This is a genomic window from Arenibacter sp. S6351L (assembly GCF_023016025.1).
In the GTDB taxonomy this organism is placed as follows: Bacteria; Bacteroidota; Bacteroidia; order Flavobacteriales; family Flavobacteriaceae; genus Arenibacter; species Arenibacter algicola_B.
Map to the genome: position 1 here is coordinate 84,256 of NZ_JALKBB010000017.1, position 14,645 is coordinate 98,900.

Below are 14,645 nucleotides of genomic sequence, written 5' to 3' on the forward strand. Positions count from 1 at the left end.
TAATCAAATGGCCATATTCATTAAGTCCGGGTTCTGTCAGGTATGTCATAATTAATTGCCATAAAAGCTTAGTCATTTCACCATTTTCCTTAAATCTGAAATTGTCTAGAACCTCTCGTTGTAATATCCCATGGTTCAAGTTTATATCGGGATTACTGACCCCGTTCATATATTGGTGTATTCTGCCACAGGGGTTGTTTCCTGTTTATTGGTAGGATATTTTTCCAGTTTCATATTCGTCAAGGATTGAGGACACCTTTATGTTATTGATATTCTAAAAAAATGGCCAATTGTATTAACCACATAAACTTAAATGATATACCAATTATGGCGGAATACAAAATAGAGGGCTGATTTAAAAACTGTAATATCCTAACAGCTATGTGCCAATACCAGTTATAGTATTAACCTCTCTATAAATCCTTTCAAAATTCATTCTCAAATCTTCCTGGGTAAAGTAATTGGTTTTGGGCGGAACTTCTTTTTTAATGTTCTGTAATTTGAACCGCAGTTTTTTGTCCCTTCCATCGGCAAAGGCAATAAACTCGCCTTGTTGTAGCCTAAAGAATAGATCTGCTCGTCGTTTTGCCACTTCCTTTTCGCCGGTGGTAATGCGCGTATCAAAATTCAGATTATGTCCACGGTTGACACTGGTGGTCTCTTTTCTTACAATTTCAAAAAAGCGTTCGTAGTATTTGGCGGTATCCGGGTCATTGACCTTGCCAAAAAACTGATAGGATAGGTTGCTCAAAATGGCCTTACCCACTTTATCGCCATAAAGAATTTCATTTTGCACCTTATCCTGCATAACGTAAACCGTAGCAATATCATAACTACGTAGGGTAGCGGGGATACGGTGCATATTGGGCAATCTTATGGTCGGGGCCTCTTCCATGAGTAGGAAGGACGGTCGCTGGCGTCTTACACTCATTTCTTTGATTACGGTATGAATTACTGCCGCGATGATAGGGGAAAAGGCCGATTCATATTTGGGGTGGTTCACTAGGGAAATCACGGCCGGGTTTGCATTGTTGTTTATATTGAGAGGCACTTCATCCTTGGACAGTACCATAAACAATTGTTGTGAACTGATTTTTTTTAAGGCATTGGCCAAGGTACTCCTTACTCCGGCCGTCTGCCTTTCGGAATCCAACCCATTGACAAAGGCACTGGCCATAGCTTTTGAAGTCAAGTCTGAGTTTAGGAAAGCCGCCATGGTTCTGTTATCCATGGACTGAAAAATAGCTATTAAGTGTGGCAGGCTACAAAACTTAGGATAGGTCGTTTTTAGCTTCCAGATCAAACCAGCCATAAGACCTTCCACGGCATCGTTAAAAAATCTAGTTGTGCTGTTGGTATTTGATTCGTTCATTTCCAACAGGTTTTCCATAAGTACTTTTGAAATTTCGTTAACACATTCCTCATTATGTAGATATTTGGGTGCAATGGGATTCACCCGATAATGGATCTGATCGAAAGCTATGGTATAGAACTTTATTTTTCTGATATCCTTGAATAGGGGATAGGCCATTTCGGTAAGTTCGAAATTCTTGTAATCGTGAAGGATTCCACAAAAGTTCTGTGCGCTAAAATGCTGCAGAAAATTGTAGATGACGCTTTCCGTTTTACCGCTTCCCGCAGCACCGATTACGGAGGCACCACGTTTTATATTATCGATTTTGAACTTGCCCCGCTGCAGTTTAAAATGAACCTGGTACCTTTTGTCCTTAGGGCCGGACCCTTTGTCACTATATGCATAGATCAGGGTAGAAATAAATAAAAGTGGCACAATTACTCCGAGAACGATATTTGGCCAAGCGGCAGTCATATACCAATGGAAGCGGATTGGACTGCCCTATCAAGGCCACGTTTTAACCTTTGAATAGTCTTAAGGGCCAGTTGGACCTTATTGGTCGGTATGTTCAACATAGAATAGTCCAAACCAGTTTTGCGCATGATAGTGAAAGCGATAAGTTTTTCGTGGGTAGGAAGTCCCGATATCATGGTAAAATATTGTTTTGGATCGTTTAGAAATGTTTTTCTCGCGTGATAAGTTTCGGCATAGTTGCGCTTATATACAAAAAGTTTGTCAAAAGTCTTTTCCGAGGCAGAAAAAAAACTATCCCTATCAAACCCACGTTTTACGGACTTTCCATTAAAGATGGTGTCCGAATGCCGGTATTTGCTCCCTGGGGACAAGCTATATTTGTTGGACATATCCTTACGGCTTACGATAATATGTATATGGGTTTGGGGACCTTCCTTGGCCATCCCCTGAACGATACGTTTTCCGTTCTGTTGGTGGGGAGCCTCCTTTTCCAGACGCGCAATCCTGTTTCTTAGTTTAGTAATATTACCTTGGGTTTTACCTTGTTCGATCCTTCCTATCCGGTTCTTGAGGTCCAATATTTTGGTAGCATAGGGTTGATTTTGCCGGACCTGCCAGTCCGTACCCATAAACGTACGCTGATGTTCAATTTTCGCAAAGAATTTAATATCGTTTAGGGATACTGGTCTACCGTCTATTTCGCGATTAAAGCAAGCCGCATAGTCCTTCATCACTTCAATGGTATAGCGTTTAAGGTCCTCGGATGGATTTTGTAGGCGTTTGAGTTCATAGGCACTAGGATTAACGGTAATGGAATAGAATTTGGGCTCTGTCCTTTTAAGTTTTGCCGTATTCCCATCAATTTCCCGTACTACTTCATCTGTGGGAACGTCCGTACTAAATTGATTGAAAAAGTGTTCATGATCCTCAAGGGACCTTTGTTCGTTCTCCTTTTCCAGGTATGCCACAAAATCGGCCACACTCTGGCCAAAATTACCGTCCATTTTTTGTTTCGTTATGGTGATGTACATGGGTTGAATTATTAATAATATTCTTGAATTCCTCCTGGGTTAAATTAATTTTTAAGTAACCTCCTCCAAAATTGCCCTTGACAAAAGTGACGCTATCACAAAGCCTTTGCAGATCAGATTTAATGAAATGTAATTGTTGCTTCACAACATCATATTGATTGCGGTAAAATTGAATTTCTTCGTTTTCGGTGATGAGCGGTTGCGCTTCAAAAATGGGATCTACTCGGCTGGATTCTTCTTTGCCCTTATCTTCTTGGAACAGGAGTTGAAGCATGGTGTTGGTAGGTTTGGTCTGGTTCTTTTCAATGTTCTTTATAATGGCCACCAGGGCGTTAATACGTTTTTTGAGCCTGTTCTCCATTGTGGTCATATTTGGCCCCAGTGATTCATTGGGTGAGATTTGGTTTCCTTCAAAAAAGTTCATCATGGATTCGAGGGTTTCGGTATGGGAACGCCCCACCTTTTTGGAAAACTTCCTGAAATGGTCTGCAACAGGGCTTTTGATACTTATTGCTGAAAAGTTGTATGTCTTAGTATAAAGCGGTTTCATTTACTGTAATAAATTGCACCAATACAAGGTCTCTGAAAGGATTTACATTAAATATTGAAATTATGATTTAAATTAATATACTTATATTACTGAATATCAATTTAATAAAGTTAATAACATCGCCTTGGCGTGTTATCCTCTTGCTTCTCCTTTTTGTACGCCGAGGGTACAAAAATTCCGAACCACTGGTAAACAGTTGCTTAAAAAAAAGAACACTTTCAGTGGTAATATCAGCACAACCAATACCGATTATTGGTGTATAAAAGTTAAGTCATTTACCATGAAAACAGAAACGAGGATTAGGTGCAAAACACTGGCTTTGATATCAAAAAAAATGAAATAAAAAAAGGGTAGATAATAAAAGGCGGTCATAAAAAGGACCCTATACAAAAATGTACGGGTCCTTATGTTTTTGTTGGGGCGGATTGGAAGGTTTCCATCCCTTATCAAATGGATTTAGATTAGGCCATTATCAGAAAAGCTAAAGTACTGTCCATCTGGCGCGATTATCAAATGGTCAAGGACTTTAATATCCAAAAGTGCTGCCGCCTTTTTGATTTTATCGGTCAATTGAATATCCGCCTCGCTCGCCTTTAATTTTCCACTTGGGTGGTTATGGCAAAGTATTATAGCCACCGATAGGGATTTGAGTACTGCGGCAAAAAGTATCCTTACATCCACCAAGGTTCCTGTAATTCCACCTTGGGACAGGTTAAGGATTCCTTTTACCTTATTGCTGTTGTTCAACAAAACCACTTTGAAGCATTCTTGGAGTGCTATGGTATTTTTGTTCCATTGGTCAAACAATATGTTCGCTGCATCCTGTGAGCAACCAATGATGTGCCAGAAAGGAGAACGTATTTGTTCTTTGTAACTTATCTTTATTTCATTAACTTTGTAGTTCATTATCAAGTATTTATAAATTAATGAGTTAAAAGAGGGATCGATAATTCGGGCGATACCCTCTTTTTTTTGTTATTTACTGCCCATAAGGAGTATTTCACGAGCTTCCACTTCGGTAACAAAGCGTTGAATGCCATCATCGGTGGAAAAGGAACGGGTTTTCAATTTTCCTGTTACTGCAATTTCCTTTCCTTTGGAGGCGTACTTTTCCACGATTTCGGCGGTCTTGCCCCAGGCCACTATATAGTGCCAATTGGTTTCCTTTTGTTTTTCACCTTTCGAGTTTTTAAAGAACACATTGGTGGCCAAGGAAAACCTAGCTACTTTTTTACCGTTTTCAAGATTGGTAACTGTTGGTTCCTGTCCCACATTACCGATTAACTGAACATTGTTTTTAATAATTCCCATGATTAAAAAAATTAAGGTTAAACATTTGATTTACATTATTTTGATTAACTGATTTACTTATTATATCCGGAGTGTTTTCCTTTCCTGATGCATGCAGGCTTTTTTGGCCAAGCCGGCTTACTCTTATTGGGTATTGACCACTTCCATTTGAGGATAATCGGTATGATTCCATAGTTCCAATTTTTGATTTACTTTCCATAGAGCCGTCGTTGTTACCTTTTTTTGTTGCTTGATGGTCCACAATATTTTTGGAAGGAAACACTTATAAACAGTAGGGGATGGGAGCGCTGGCTTTATGCAGTTTTCCTTCCAAAAATGTTGTTGTTTTGCCTTCAAAAAAAGAAACGGCGACAACTGTGGCAGTGAAAAAGGAGATCTTGGAAAATACCTATATCCGGAAGTGGTCGATACGCCCTCCTTAACGAGAAGTCTTCAGCAGAATAGTATAAGGGAGCCTACACCCATTTTATAAGTCCAAATCCCAACCCCTGTATGAACATCAACTTGGTATTCGATTCGTCCATCACTAAAGTGGGAACCAGGATGACATTACTGTTATGAAACGATACTATAAATTGGACTGCAGTACCAAGGTTCTACCTCCGTTGAGTTCCCTTAACTCAATGGCCAATTTTTCCGATGCTGCCAAAACAAACTTTGGCAGCACATATACGAACTGCCTGCTCTGCCCTTTTTTGAAAAGCTTTGGAAGGTTATGGGCATAAACGGTGTTTAATGGCAAACTTTGAAAGGAAGATTGGCGTCGATCGGTACCATTTAAGGTATACACATTAAGATAATCGATTTCAAAATCGACTCCCGATGCATTTTTTACCTCCATCTTCAGAAACACCTCCGAGCCATAATAGACCGGTTGAAATAATTTTAAATACAAGTCCTTTTCACGGATCAATGCCACCTTTTCAGATGCCGACTTCAAAACGGACTCCGAGGCTCTTTTGAGATAGTCCATTGTTCGGCCCAAGGAATCCACCTTTTGCTTCTTTTTATCGATGTTATCCATTTTAGGGGTTTCATTTCCAATACTTTCTTGCTCGGTAAAAAAGTAATTGTGCTGGGTCAAATCGGGTCTGTATTTTAAAATATAGGAATACACCTGCCCATTGGTAGTCACCACCAACAGATTACTGTCAGGACCGGGTTGTGCCTGCAAGAGCCCGAAATGCCGCTGTGTTTCGCGGTTATAGGTAAAAACAAAATGGGCCGCACCCGTGATCCCTTGGCGAACGGGTTCTGGAAAAAAAAGGGCCACATTTTTAAGTTCATTGGCATAAAGTGTATCCAAGGGTTGCTGCGCGGACAATCCAAGACTGATGAAGCATATTGCTAAGATGATTATGGTTTTCATTGCAGATTAATTTTAAAATTGTTCTTGTCGTATTTTAAGATGAGCTTATAGTTGTCTGATATGCTCGCCCGAAAGCTCCTTCGGTTGCGTTGGAACACCTTTCGAACTCCCTTAATTTGTGGCATTCCGGTAATATTTATATCGTCGACGATATCGTTCACCACTTCATTGGTTGCTTCGGCCCTAAAATTGTTCCTCAAATAAATTCCTTCAGATCCATCCTCAAGGTCGTAGGCTTTGAACTTGACCGGTAGGTGATCAATATTTTCAATACGTATCAATGTCCTGTTCGGCTTAAAACTGACAAATCCGTAGATACGTGTATTTTTGGGAATCAATACATTGTTGATCTTGGCATCCCTTAGTAGACGCATTCTTAAACGTTGGTCCGCCTTAACAGTTTGGTCGCCGTCCACTCGGACCATGATAATTGGATCGGAATTCCCAGAGCCAACTGTCTCAATGGGGTGGGAAGCAAAAAAAAGCTGGTGCTCCAGGGCAAGAGTCTGGGAGGCCACCTCGGTTTCCTTCGCCCCAATATATTCCTCTGTCTTCTCGGTCTTTATATGCCTGGACTGGGATCGGGAAAGCGTATCACCATTCAGGGTTTTACCTGTCCTTTTTGAATATCGCATCTGTCCCTGTTTATAAATACTGTCCACCAATTGCATTTTTTTCTTGTCCAGCAATTCAGGGTCGTACAGGCCAGTAGAGTCCAACAGGTCTTCATCGTAGACACTAGGAGCGAGGGTAGGTCTCGCCGTCTTCATATCATTTATGGCATCCAATTTGGATTCATATATCTTCTGTTCGTTCATGATTTCAGGAACAGGTATTTGATCGGCCTCCAGTTCCTGTCCTTGTTCGCTGTCCAAAACGAGTACTGCATATGCCGTAATAAAAAGTAGTATACAGAGGAGAATGGAGGTAAACACAATTTTGTTCTTTTCAATTTTCATATTTATCCAATTTTCGTAGTGTATTTTCAAAGAAATCGGTAATCATGAACCCATGGGTGTTTTTGGGAAAGTTCCTGTCCACCCTAAGGAGTTTACCGGTAGTGGTCAATTCATAGATGTCAGTGGATAAGCCCCTATTAATCTCAAATATTGTTGTAGTTTCAAAAAGATATGGTTCCCTGTCCAAGACAATTTTGGATTTTATGCCCAGCACCTTTTGTACCAGGGAATATTGCAGCAATCGGTTATATACGCCGTCTACTTTTTTCTGACGGTACAAATCAGCTACACTGCTATTTCCCAACCAGAGGGCTTTTTCCAAATTGCTCTCATAGTTACTCGGATCGATGCCGTAGAAATAGTCATGGAACAATTCCAAATGGGCTAGGGCCTCTACCTCGAGATTCTCCTTTTGATCGACCAATTTCAGGGGAATGACCTGGCCATCAGCATTGACCATAAATGCCTTGTTCAATACATCATTATGGAGTTTCAGCACCAAGAGGAGCGCAATGGCACTTATGGTAGTTGCCGCAATAATAATGGAGAGGACTATAAATCGATTCTGTCCTAGTACCTTGTAGATGTTGTTATAAGGTGTTTTCATATTGTTCTTGGGATTAAAGGGTTAAGAGACACTAAAGAGCTTAAGGGTAAAGGTTATTGCCCTACGGTACAAAGTGAATTTTAATAGGACAATGAACCCGATGGAACCCAGTTGAATAACAGGTGCGAAAGTTTGACTGCCCCAATCGGTACCAAAAAGGTTGGACCAAAAATTAAGGTTTACCTCAGTATAGAAATTATTGATAAATACATTGACCAGAAAAAATGCCGGGACCAGCATATAGACCCCTGCATACAATCTAAAAAAATTATAGGCCATGGAGCGAAACTTTTCAAACACGGCCAAGCTGATGACCAATGGAAAAAAGGCCTGCATGATTCCCAACAAAAAGAATCGCTGGGCCAAAAAAAGAGGATAGATAAAGAGGTCCAACAGCCAAAGGATCAAGCCTATGATAAACGACAATATTTTCAGTCCGAACAGTGGAGTTACCAAGGCCTCGTAGAGTAGGGCCAACGCTTTTTTGGCAGCGTCGATGGCGCCCACATCCTGTTCGATATCCAAATCCTGTAGCTGTAAGGGTAGGAGTGCCGGAGCAGTATCCCTAAACTGGGTTTCTATAGCTACTAGAATGGTATCGAATGCGGATAGCACCTCCGTAGAAAAAATGGCCAGCACGACTACCGCAAAGTTCTTGGCCAATTCACCAGGGGTCAATCCCCAAGAATAACCTTCATTGTTGGCCACGCCCTCATTGTATTTCTTAATGACATTGATCAGAAATAGGACGACGGCCAGGGCCTTCATCCCGGTAATGGCCGTCTGTGAAAAGCTACTGTTTTTAATGGTCTGAAAGACCGTATCCACATATTCAAGCCCTATTCCCAAAAATATCCCCGACATTAGTAGTTGATTTCCCTGTTATTGATTTTATCCTGCATTTGCCTAAAGGCGATTATCTCCCTATATCGCCTGGTCTTGGCCTCGATCTCGGCCACCATTTCTATGGATTGCAGTTCCTTTTCCTTGAGAATGGCCGTGCGTTCGGCATCGGTCATTTTCAAATTATCACTGGACAGTACTTGATCGATATAGTCCATGGACATCATGGAATTTTCAATTATTCCCTGAAAGGAATCTGAGATTCGGCCAACTTCTTCGGGCCGTATATATGGGGAATTTAGGATCTGCCTTAGATCCTCCTGCACCATATCATAAAGACGCTGATTGTTCTTGGCCAATTCCTTTACCGCATTCAATTGTTTGATTACGCTATTGACCTTATCGATATTCTCCTTCTGTTCCTTTAAGAATTTTACAGTCTTCAACAGTTCTGCGGTCTGTTTCCCGGATTCCAGCAGCGATTTCATAAAGGAGATGAAATTGGTATTGTCATATACCGGCATGCCCTGAGCCATCGCGTTGCTTTCAACAACCAAGGACAAAGTCAGGGCCAACAATAATTTATAATTAAAAAGTTTCATAGTATATAGGTTTAAATGTTGTTTTTATTGGAAGGATTAGTTTGTTGCGCTACAAACTGCGTAATGGCGGTCTCCATATCCCCGTATTTTCTATAGAGGGCCATAATGGTTTCATTCTCTTCACCATCGGTTAGGTAAGCGGCATGGACTTCTGGCGGAACTTCCAATCGAAAAATGTTGCTATCCTTCCCGATTTTGATAAACATTTCCGTGTATTTACGTTCCCCTTTCAGCTGGTTCCTTATGGATTTTAATTGGTTAAGATCATGTGAGGAAAGATGGAGCCTGTTGACCAGTTCATCATATCCCTTTTCATTCCTCAGACTATAGATGACCTGAGTATTTTCAAGGATACTTGCGGATGTCGAATTATTGGGCAGTTGGTTGATGGATTGAAGGATGATACCTATAGCCCCGTTTTGTTTACGTATGGCCTGGTAATAGAATTCCACACTTTCCAGAACGTTCTTAAATTTTAACTGTTTGGCAAACTCATCAAATAGGATGATGCCCTTTTCCGCCTTGTTCCTCCAAATCGTTCTTTGAATGGCCGATTTGATCAATTTCAACATAACGGAGAGAATTTCCTTATTATCCTTTACCTCGTCAAGTTCAAAAACGATAAGTCGTTTGTCCTCCAATTTATAGGTTTGGTCCGTGTTTGTATTGAACAGAAAACTATATATACCATTTTCCACATATTCCGAAAGAATGTGAAGGAAGTCATAGACGCTAAAATGCGTTTCACGGATCTGGAGGTCTGTGACCAATGAATCTTTATGGTCATCTACATACTGGTACAGTGACGCCAGTGAATGCCCAGTTGTGCACTTGGAATAATAAGACAACAGGACCTTTTTAACGGCGACCTCCTGTGCCTTGGACGATTCATTACCTGTGGCCAAAAGCTCCAAAATAAAAATGGTAAGATCTTCAAGCCGTTCTGGAGTAAGGTCGGCTTTATCACTAATGTAGAAGGGGTTTATACCCAGGTTTTTCCCTTGTTCATACCTAAGTACAATATGGTCATTGGGGTAGAGCTTGGCAAATTTATCATAGGAACCTCCTAGGTCGATGACCACTAGGCGTACCCCACTTTCAAAATATTGGCGCAGAATGTTATTGGCCAAAAAGGATTTACCTTCCCCAGTAGGTGCAAAAATAGCAAAGTTGCGTGCCTTTATGCGCTTTCTGGCTTCATCCCAAACATCCTTTAAAATTGGGATGTTGTATTGCCTATCGTTAAAGACAACACCCTTACTATCGGAAATATATACACTATTGTTAATGTACAGGCAAAGGGCATGCTTTAGATCGGCTACGTACAGATCCCCGTTGGAGAAGTTGGAGGTAAAGCAACAATAGCTGTTAAGAAAATAATGCTTCCGTTCTTCACCTTTAGGATAATAAGGAACGATGTCCAATTCCTTGAACTCTGTTTTGATCTTGGCGGCAATCCTGCCCAATTCTTGTGTCCCATCTCCCCAAAAAACTATATTGAGATGTCCCCGGACTATTCTAGAACTTTCATCATCATTGATCTTTGCCAGAATATCCTCTATTTTTTTTAGAACGACCTTATTTTGAGTTCCAAAATTGGAACTCTTATTAAGTTCCTCAATACTTTTCTCTAGATATTTCCGCCATTTATATTTATCGTCCAGATATATGATCTGATTGACAATATGGTTTTCATGTAAGTTGAGTCCCAAACCATCTATAAATCCTTGATGAAATACAAAATCATCGGAGGTGAACCTGTCATTGGGCCTACTGCTTTGTAGCATATCGCCAAAGCAGAGTTCGCTATTGATGGCCATAACGTCAAAATCATGGTCACCGATCTCCAAACACCTTTTATTCATTTGGATATCCGTGTCAAATCCATGGTTATAACCATTGAAGTAATTATTGGTCGATTCCAGGATACTATCCTCGCACATTGGTACAAGGGTTATTTTTCTGCTATTATTAATAAAGGACACGGCATCATTTACCGCATTGACAAATTCGCGGGCATAATGGTCCATTTGCCTATGAATACCCTTTTCCACTTTGCGAAAGGGGTTGACGTATTTTGAAGTATTGAACGTTTTCTTTAGCGGAAGAACAAAAAAGAGAAAGGAGGAGTGGTCCAAATATTCCCGTCCCTTAAAGTAGTGGTAAGTGGCTTGCTGAAGAAAACTTTCATTGGGCAAATTTTCGGCTGAATATCCGGCCTTTCTATAAACATCTTGTTTATGCACGATAGTACCCACGGGAAGGGCCTTAAAGGCTTGAAACCAAGACCCATGAATTTCCTCAAAATCCTTCTCCGACAAGGAATAGATCTCCGGATACCCCACGGAATAGCATTGGACCAAGTTGCCATTATTGGCAAAAATGACATTTCCTTGAATATCCATTATAGGATAAAATTCGGATAAGTTAATTGTCTTCATAGTGCAGGTGACTTGCTCTTTTATTGTTAATAGTGTTTGGAAACACTTTTTTAATGTGGAATACGGTCGGGTTGTTATGGCAAAAGGAGAGACATACAAAAAGCAGAATGTTGAAAATGATAGCCGAAATAATCGCCCCTAAACTGAAAGAAAAGATGATGAACATCAAGGAACCTATAACGGAAGTCATCTGAAGTGCGAACATCATAAGGGGGAGTCCCATTATCATGGCCTTTTTACGAATGTTCCTATATACCATGTACTTTTTCATTAGACAACAATTCCGATGAGATAGGTGAAGATTCCAACAACTGCACCGGCAATAAGTACAAATACAAGAACACGCGTAATACCTTTTTTGAGATCGGCGTTTTCCCCAAAAAAGTGTCCCGCGTTAAAAAGAAAACCTATAAGAAAAATCACTCCCAGAATAATGGGGAAAACGGTACGGATGGTATCGGATACGTCATTGACCGATTCTTCGATTCCACCAATTTGAGCGAAAGCAGGATTGTAAATCAGTAGGGTAAGGCCAACCTGATAGTATAATTTTTTCATGTTGTTCAGATTTAGTTTTTAGACTTTTTAGCTACATGAAAAATAGTTTATATTTATATATAAAATGCTGATAATCACTAATTTGTGAATAAAATATTAAATGATTAGTTTTAATGTGTTTTGATGTCAATTAACATGAATTTGAATTATAATTTGAAACTGATATGTTGATAACCTTGAAAATCGGGAGTAGGGCAAGTTGCAAAACCGTCATATTTTGGCTCTTGATATTAAAAATGTGCTTCAGTTTTTGTCAAGTAGAGCAGCCAAAAAAGATTGTGGTCATCGATCCCGGCCACGGAGGTAAGGATACCGGTGCCATAGGTGTCCATGGAGTCCTTGAAAAAGAGGTAATTTTAAAAATTGCCAAGGAAATCCTAAACCACAACCACATAATATTGGATGACAGGATAGAGGTTTATCTGACCAGGTACAAGGACACATTGATATCATTGTCTGATAGGGCGATGTTGGCCAGGGAATTAAAGAGTGATTTGTTCATTTCTTTACATTGTAATGCGGCCATCACAGGAGCCAGTGGAATGGAAATTTTTGTAGCAGATAAGGATAATCCGCACATGGAATCCTCGGTGCAGTTGGCCACGTCCGTTTTAGGTGAGAGCGGACGCAAACTGGGCATTAGGGAAAGAGGGGTAAAGGTGGGCAATTTTCAAGTACAAAGGGAAACGATGGGCTTTTGCCCGACAATTTTAATAGAAACAGGTTTTGTTACCCATGTTGATGAAGGGGATTATTACCAAAAACCTAGAAATATCAAGGCAGTGGCTTTAGCCATATTGCTTGGAATTTATAATTATTTAAAAAGTGAGGACTGAATTTTACCAAAAACAAATGACATCAAGGTGTAGTATATGTCTTATCAATAAAGACGTACCTAAATTCTCTTATCCATACTATCTTCCTTAAAGGCGATCAAATTAAACAATTGCCTCATTCTAGAGCGAACACGGGGACCATAGCGTTCCTCGAGTTCCTGGGCATTGAGATTGGTAGTGGCGTGGGTATGGATATTATGGTTCAACAATAGTTCGTATCTGGAAAGAAGTATTTCCCCCATTACATTGCAATCTTTGCCAAAATATCGTCCCGTAGGCTCCACTCCCAGATCATCAAAACAATAGGATTTCCCCTCACCGTAGTCTTCCACAATTTTAAAACCGATATTATTAAATGCAAAAGTGATATTTCGTGCCGGTATCACCTCATAAGTTCGGCCGTAAGGAGTCAGATAGCGCAGTAACTTCATTAAACTGCTCTTACCACAACCTACGGGCCCAGAAAGTAAAATACCTTTGTTAAGGTCGATATCCAGTTTCTTGCAATTCAAAGGATCCTTGATATAATAGTTACAGAGTTTGTAAATGACGTCGCGGTCCTGTTCCAATATTCTAAAATTCTTGCCGAACATTGCTTGTCCTTTGGCATTGAGGTATAACAATATTTTATTGAAATCATAGCAGATCTGATTATCCTTAAGACTACCTAGGACGTATTGTTTATGACCTACAAAGCGTATATGTGGATTCATAGGGGCTGATTAAAATTTTTCATGGAACTGGACTTCAGGTTGTCCGTATTCTGGCTGACCGGGACCACTGTTTTATCCTCCTTTATCTCCATGGACTTAAAAATCCATTTTTGCGCCAGAGCATGCCAATCCACAATTTCGGCCGTACCTCCAACTTTCCATCCAATGCTTTTGTAATGACAGTAAAACTTCTTCGCTTCCGTTATGGGCCAGTTTTTATTATTAAAAAAATCAACAACTTCTTTTTCATTTTGGGGTCGGTCCCGTTTGCCCCCATTTGATTTGTTTTTTATAGTTTCTATATGTTTATTTATAGGTACCACTACTTGTCCATTGCTTGTCCCTGATTTGGTCTGGTGTGGGTACACTACTTGTCCATCAGTTGTCCCAAAATTGAACATCTTGATCGTACTCCCCTGGAAGGGGTTATGGGAGGGTCGGTAATACAAATAATTCCAGTGGTGCAATTCCTTCAAACAGCGATGATAAGTTGATTTGGAGCCTATTTTTGCATAGGCCATTACTTCTTCCCGGTTAATATGGAAGCTATCACGAAAATGGTAACTGTTCCATAATTGAAAAAGTCCCACATAAAGGCTAATGTGGGTGGGGTTTAGTCGATTATCCTTTGAGAACTGGAGGAAGACCCCGTTCAGGTGTTTGATATAGTTCATAGTAAAGGTGTTAAAATTCGTAATCCACCCTGTTCTTCTTCATAATAGCTTGGATATCCTCGGTATCATAAAATAGGATTCCGCCCATTTTTGTGTACGGCAAAGTACCATTGATCCTTAAGTTTTGAAGGGTACCTGAACTAATATTGAGCAACTCCATCACTTCGGAGGAGCGAAGGTACCTTTTAAGTGTTCCATTGGCCTGTTTAGAGAGCAACTCCCTAAAGCCCTCCATCAATTCGATCTTAAAATCCCTCAGATCATCTGTAGTAATTACATGTGTTGGCATAATTTGAAAGTTTTGGGAAGGGAACCAGCGTGTA

The 14,645-nt window shown here is 40.2% G+C and carries 17 protein-coding genes; 1 reads left to right on the forward strand and 16 read right to left on the reverse strand.

Translation table 11 applies throughout. The features are described from left to right. Positions 1–379: 379 nt before the first annotated feature. The 13 genes from MWU82_RS14435 to MWU82_RS14495 form a co-directional block, all read right to left on the reverse strand. Positions 380–1,828 (reverse strand): type IV secretion system DNA-binding domain-containing protein, encoded by a 1,449-nt coding sequence (locus tag MWU82_RS14435; protein WP_247096915.1) that lies wholly within the window; start codon positions 1,826–1,828, stop codon positions 380–382. Continuing rightward, on the reverse strand, positions 1,825–2,859 hold the full coding sequence (mobB, locus tag MWU82_RS14440; protein WP_247096916.1) for a MobB family relaxase: 1,035 nt from the start codon (positions 2,857–2,859) through the stop codon (positions 1,825–1,827). Before mobB ends, MWU82_RS14435 begins: the two co-directional genes overlap by 4 nt. Then, positions 2,822–3,409, reverse strand: coding sequence for a BfmA/BtgA family mobilization protein (locus MWU82_RS14445; RefSeq protein ID WP_247096917.1), 588 nt, complete (start codon positions 3,407–3,409; stop codon positions 2,822–2,824). Before MWU82_RS14445 ends, mobB begins: the two co-directional genes overlap by 38 nt. 456 nt (positions 3,410–3,865) lie before the next feature. Beyond that, on the reverse strand, positions 3,866–4,315 hold the full coding sequence (locus MWU82_RS14450) for a JAB domain-containing protein (protein ID WP_085500883.1): 450 nt from the start codon (positions 4,313–4,315) through the stop codon (positions 3,866–3,868). Positions 4,316–4,384: 69 nt separating this feature from the next. Next, positions 4,385–4,720, reverse strand: coding sequence for a single-stranded DNA-binding protein (ssb, locus tag MWU82_RS14455; RefSeq protein ID WP_085500884.1), 336 nt, complete (start codon positions 4,718–4,720; stop codon positions 4,385–4,387). A 568-nt stretch (positions 4,721–5,288) separates the two neighbouring features. Further along, the gene (locus MWU82_RS14460; protein ID WP_247096918.1) at positions 5,289–6,089 is read right to left on the reverse strand and encodes a DUF4138 domain-containing protein; all 801 of its coding nucleotides are present in this window, start codon (positions 6,087–6,089) and stop codon (positions 5,289–5,291) included. After that, positions 6,086–7,048: a conjugative transposon protein TraM gene (gene traM / locus MWU82_RS14465; protein ID WP_247096919.1), complete on the reverse strand. Its 963-nt coding sequence runs from the start codon at positions 7,046–7,048 to the stop codon at positions 6,086–6,088. Before traM ends, MWU82_RS14460 begins: the two co-directional genes overlap by 4 nt. After that, positions 7,038–7,655 carry a conjugal transfer protein TraK gene (locus MWU82_RS14470; protein ID WP_247096920.1) on the reverse strand — a complete coding sequence of 206 codons (618 nt, stop codon included), beginning with the start codon at positions 7,653–7,655 and terminating at the stop codon, positions 7,038–7,040. Before MWU82_RS14470 ends, traM begins: the two co-directional genes overlap by 11 nt. A 21-nt stretch (positions 7,656–7,676) precedes the next feature. Beyond that, entirely contained in the window at positions 7,677–8,519 is an 843-nt protein-coding gene (locus tag MWU82_RS14475; protein ID WP_247096921.1) for a hypothetical protein, read from the reverse strand. Beyond that, positions 8,519–9,100, reverse strand: coding sequence for a conjugal transfer protein (locus MWU82_RS14480; protein WP_247096922.1), 582 nt, complete (start codon positions 9,098–9,100; stop codon positions 8,519–8,521). The genes MWU82_RS14475 and MWU82_RS14480 overlap by 1 nt, the downstream gene beginning before the upstream one ends. 11 nt (positions 9,101–9,111) lie before the next feature. Next, positions 9,112–11,541 (reverse strand): TraG family conjugative transposon ATPase, encoded by a 2,430-nt coding sequence (locus MWU82_RS14485; RefSeq protein WP_247096923.1) that lies wholly within the window; start codon positions 11,539–11,541, stop codon positions 9,112–9,114. Further along, entirely contained in the window at positions 11,528–11,812 is a 285-nt protein-coding gene (locus MWU82_RS14490; protein WP_247096924.1) for a hypothetical protein, read from the reverse strand. Before MWU82_RS14490 ends, MWU82_RS14485 begins: the two co-directional genes overlap by 14 nt. Further along, positions 11,812–12,099, reverse strand: a complete 288-nt coding sequence (locus MWU82_RS14495; RefSeq protein ID WP_072861138.1) for a hypothetical protein — start codon at positions 12,097–12,099, stop codon at positions 11,812–11,814. The genes MWU82_RS14490 and MWU82_RS14495 overlap by 1 nt, the downstream gene beginning before the upstream one ends. A 236-nt stretch (positions 12,100–12,335) precedes the next feature. Between MWU82_RS14495 and MWU82_RS14500 the strand changes: the two genes are divergently transcribed. Beyond that, positions 12,336–12,935, forward strand: a complete 600-nt coding sequence (locus MWU82_RS14500) for an N-acetylmuramoyl-L-alanine amidase (RefSeq protein WP_247096925.1) — start codon at positions 12,336–12,338, stop codon at positions 12,933–12,935. Positions 12,936–12,994: 59 nt separating this feature from the next. On the opposite strand, the gene MWU82_RS14505 is transcribed toward MWU82_RS14500, so the two are convergent. Genes MWU82_RS14505 through MWU82_RS14515 form a run of 3 tightly spaced genes read right to left on the reverse strand, consistent with a single transcriptional unit; the run spans position 12,995 to position 14,611 of the window. Beyond that, positions 12,995–13,648, reverse strand: a complete 654-nt coding sequence (locus tag MWU82_RS14505) for an ATPase (RefSeq protein WP_247096926.1) — start codon at positions 13,646–13,648, stop codon at positions 12,995–12,997. Beyond that, complete coding sequence (locus tag MWU82_RS14510) at positions 13,645–14,322, reverse strand: hypothetical protein (RefSeq protein ID WP_247096927.1); 678 nt, start codon at positions 14,320–14,322, stop codon at positions 13,645–13,647. The genes MWU82_RS14505 and MWU82_RS14510 overlap by 4 nt, the downstream gene beginning before the upstream one ends. A gap of 10 nt (positions 14,323–14,332) precedes the next feature. Then, positions 14,333–14,611, reverse strand: a complete 279-nt coding sequence (locus MWU82_RS14515; protein ID WP_247096928.1) for a helix-turn-helix domain-containing protein — start codon at positions 14,609–14,611, stop codon at positions 14,333–14,335. Positions 14,612–14,645 lie beyond the last annotated feature (34 nt).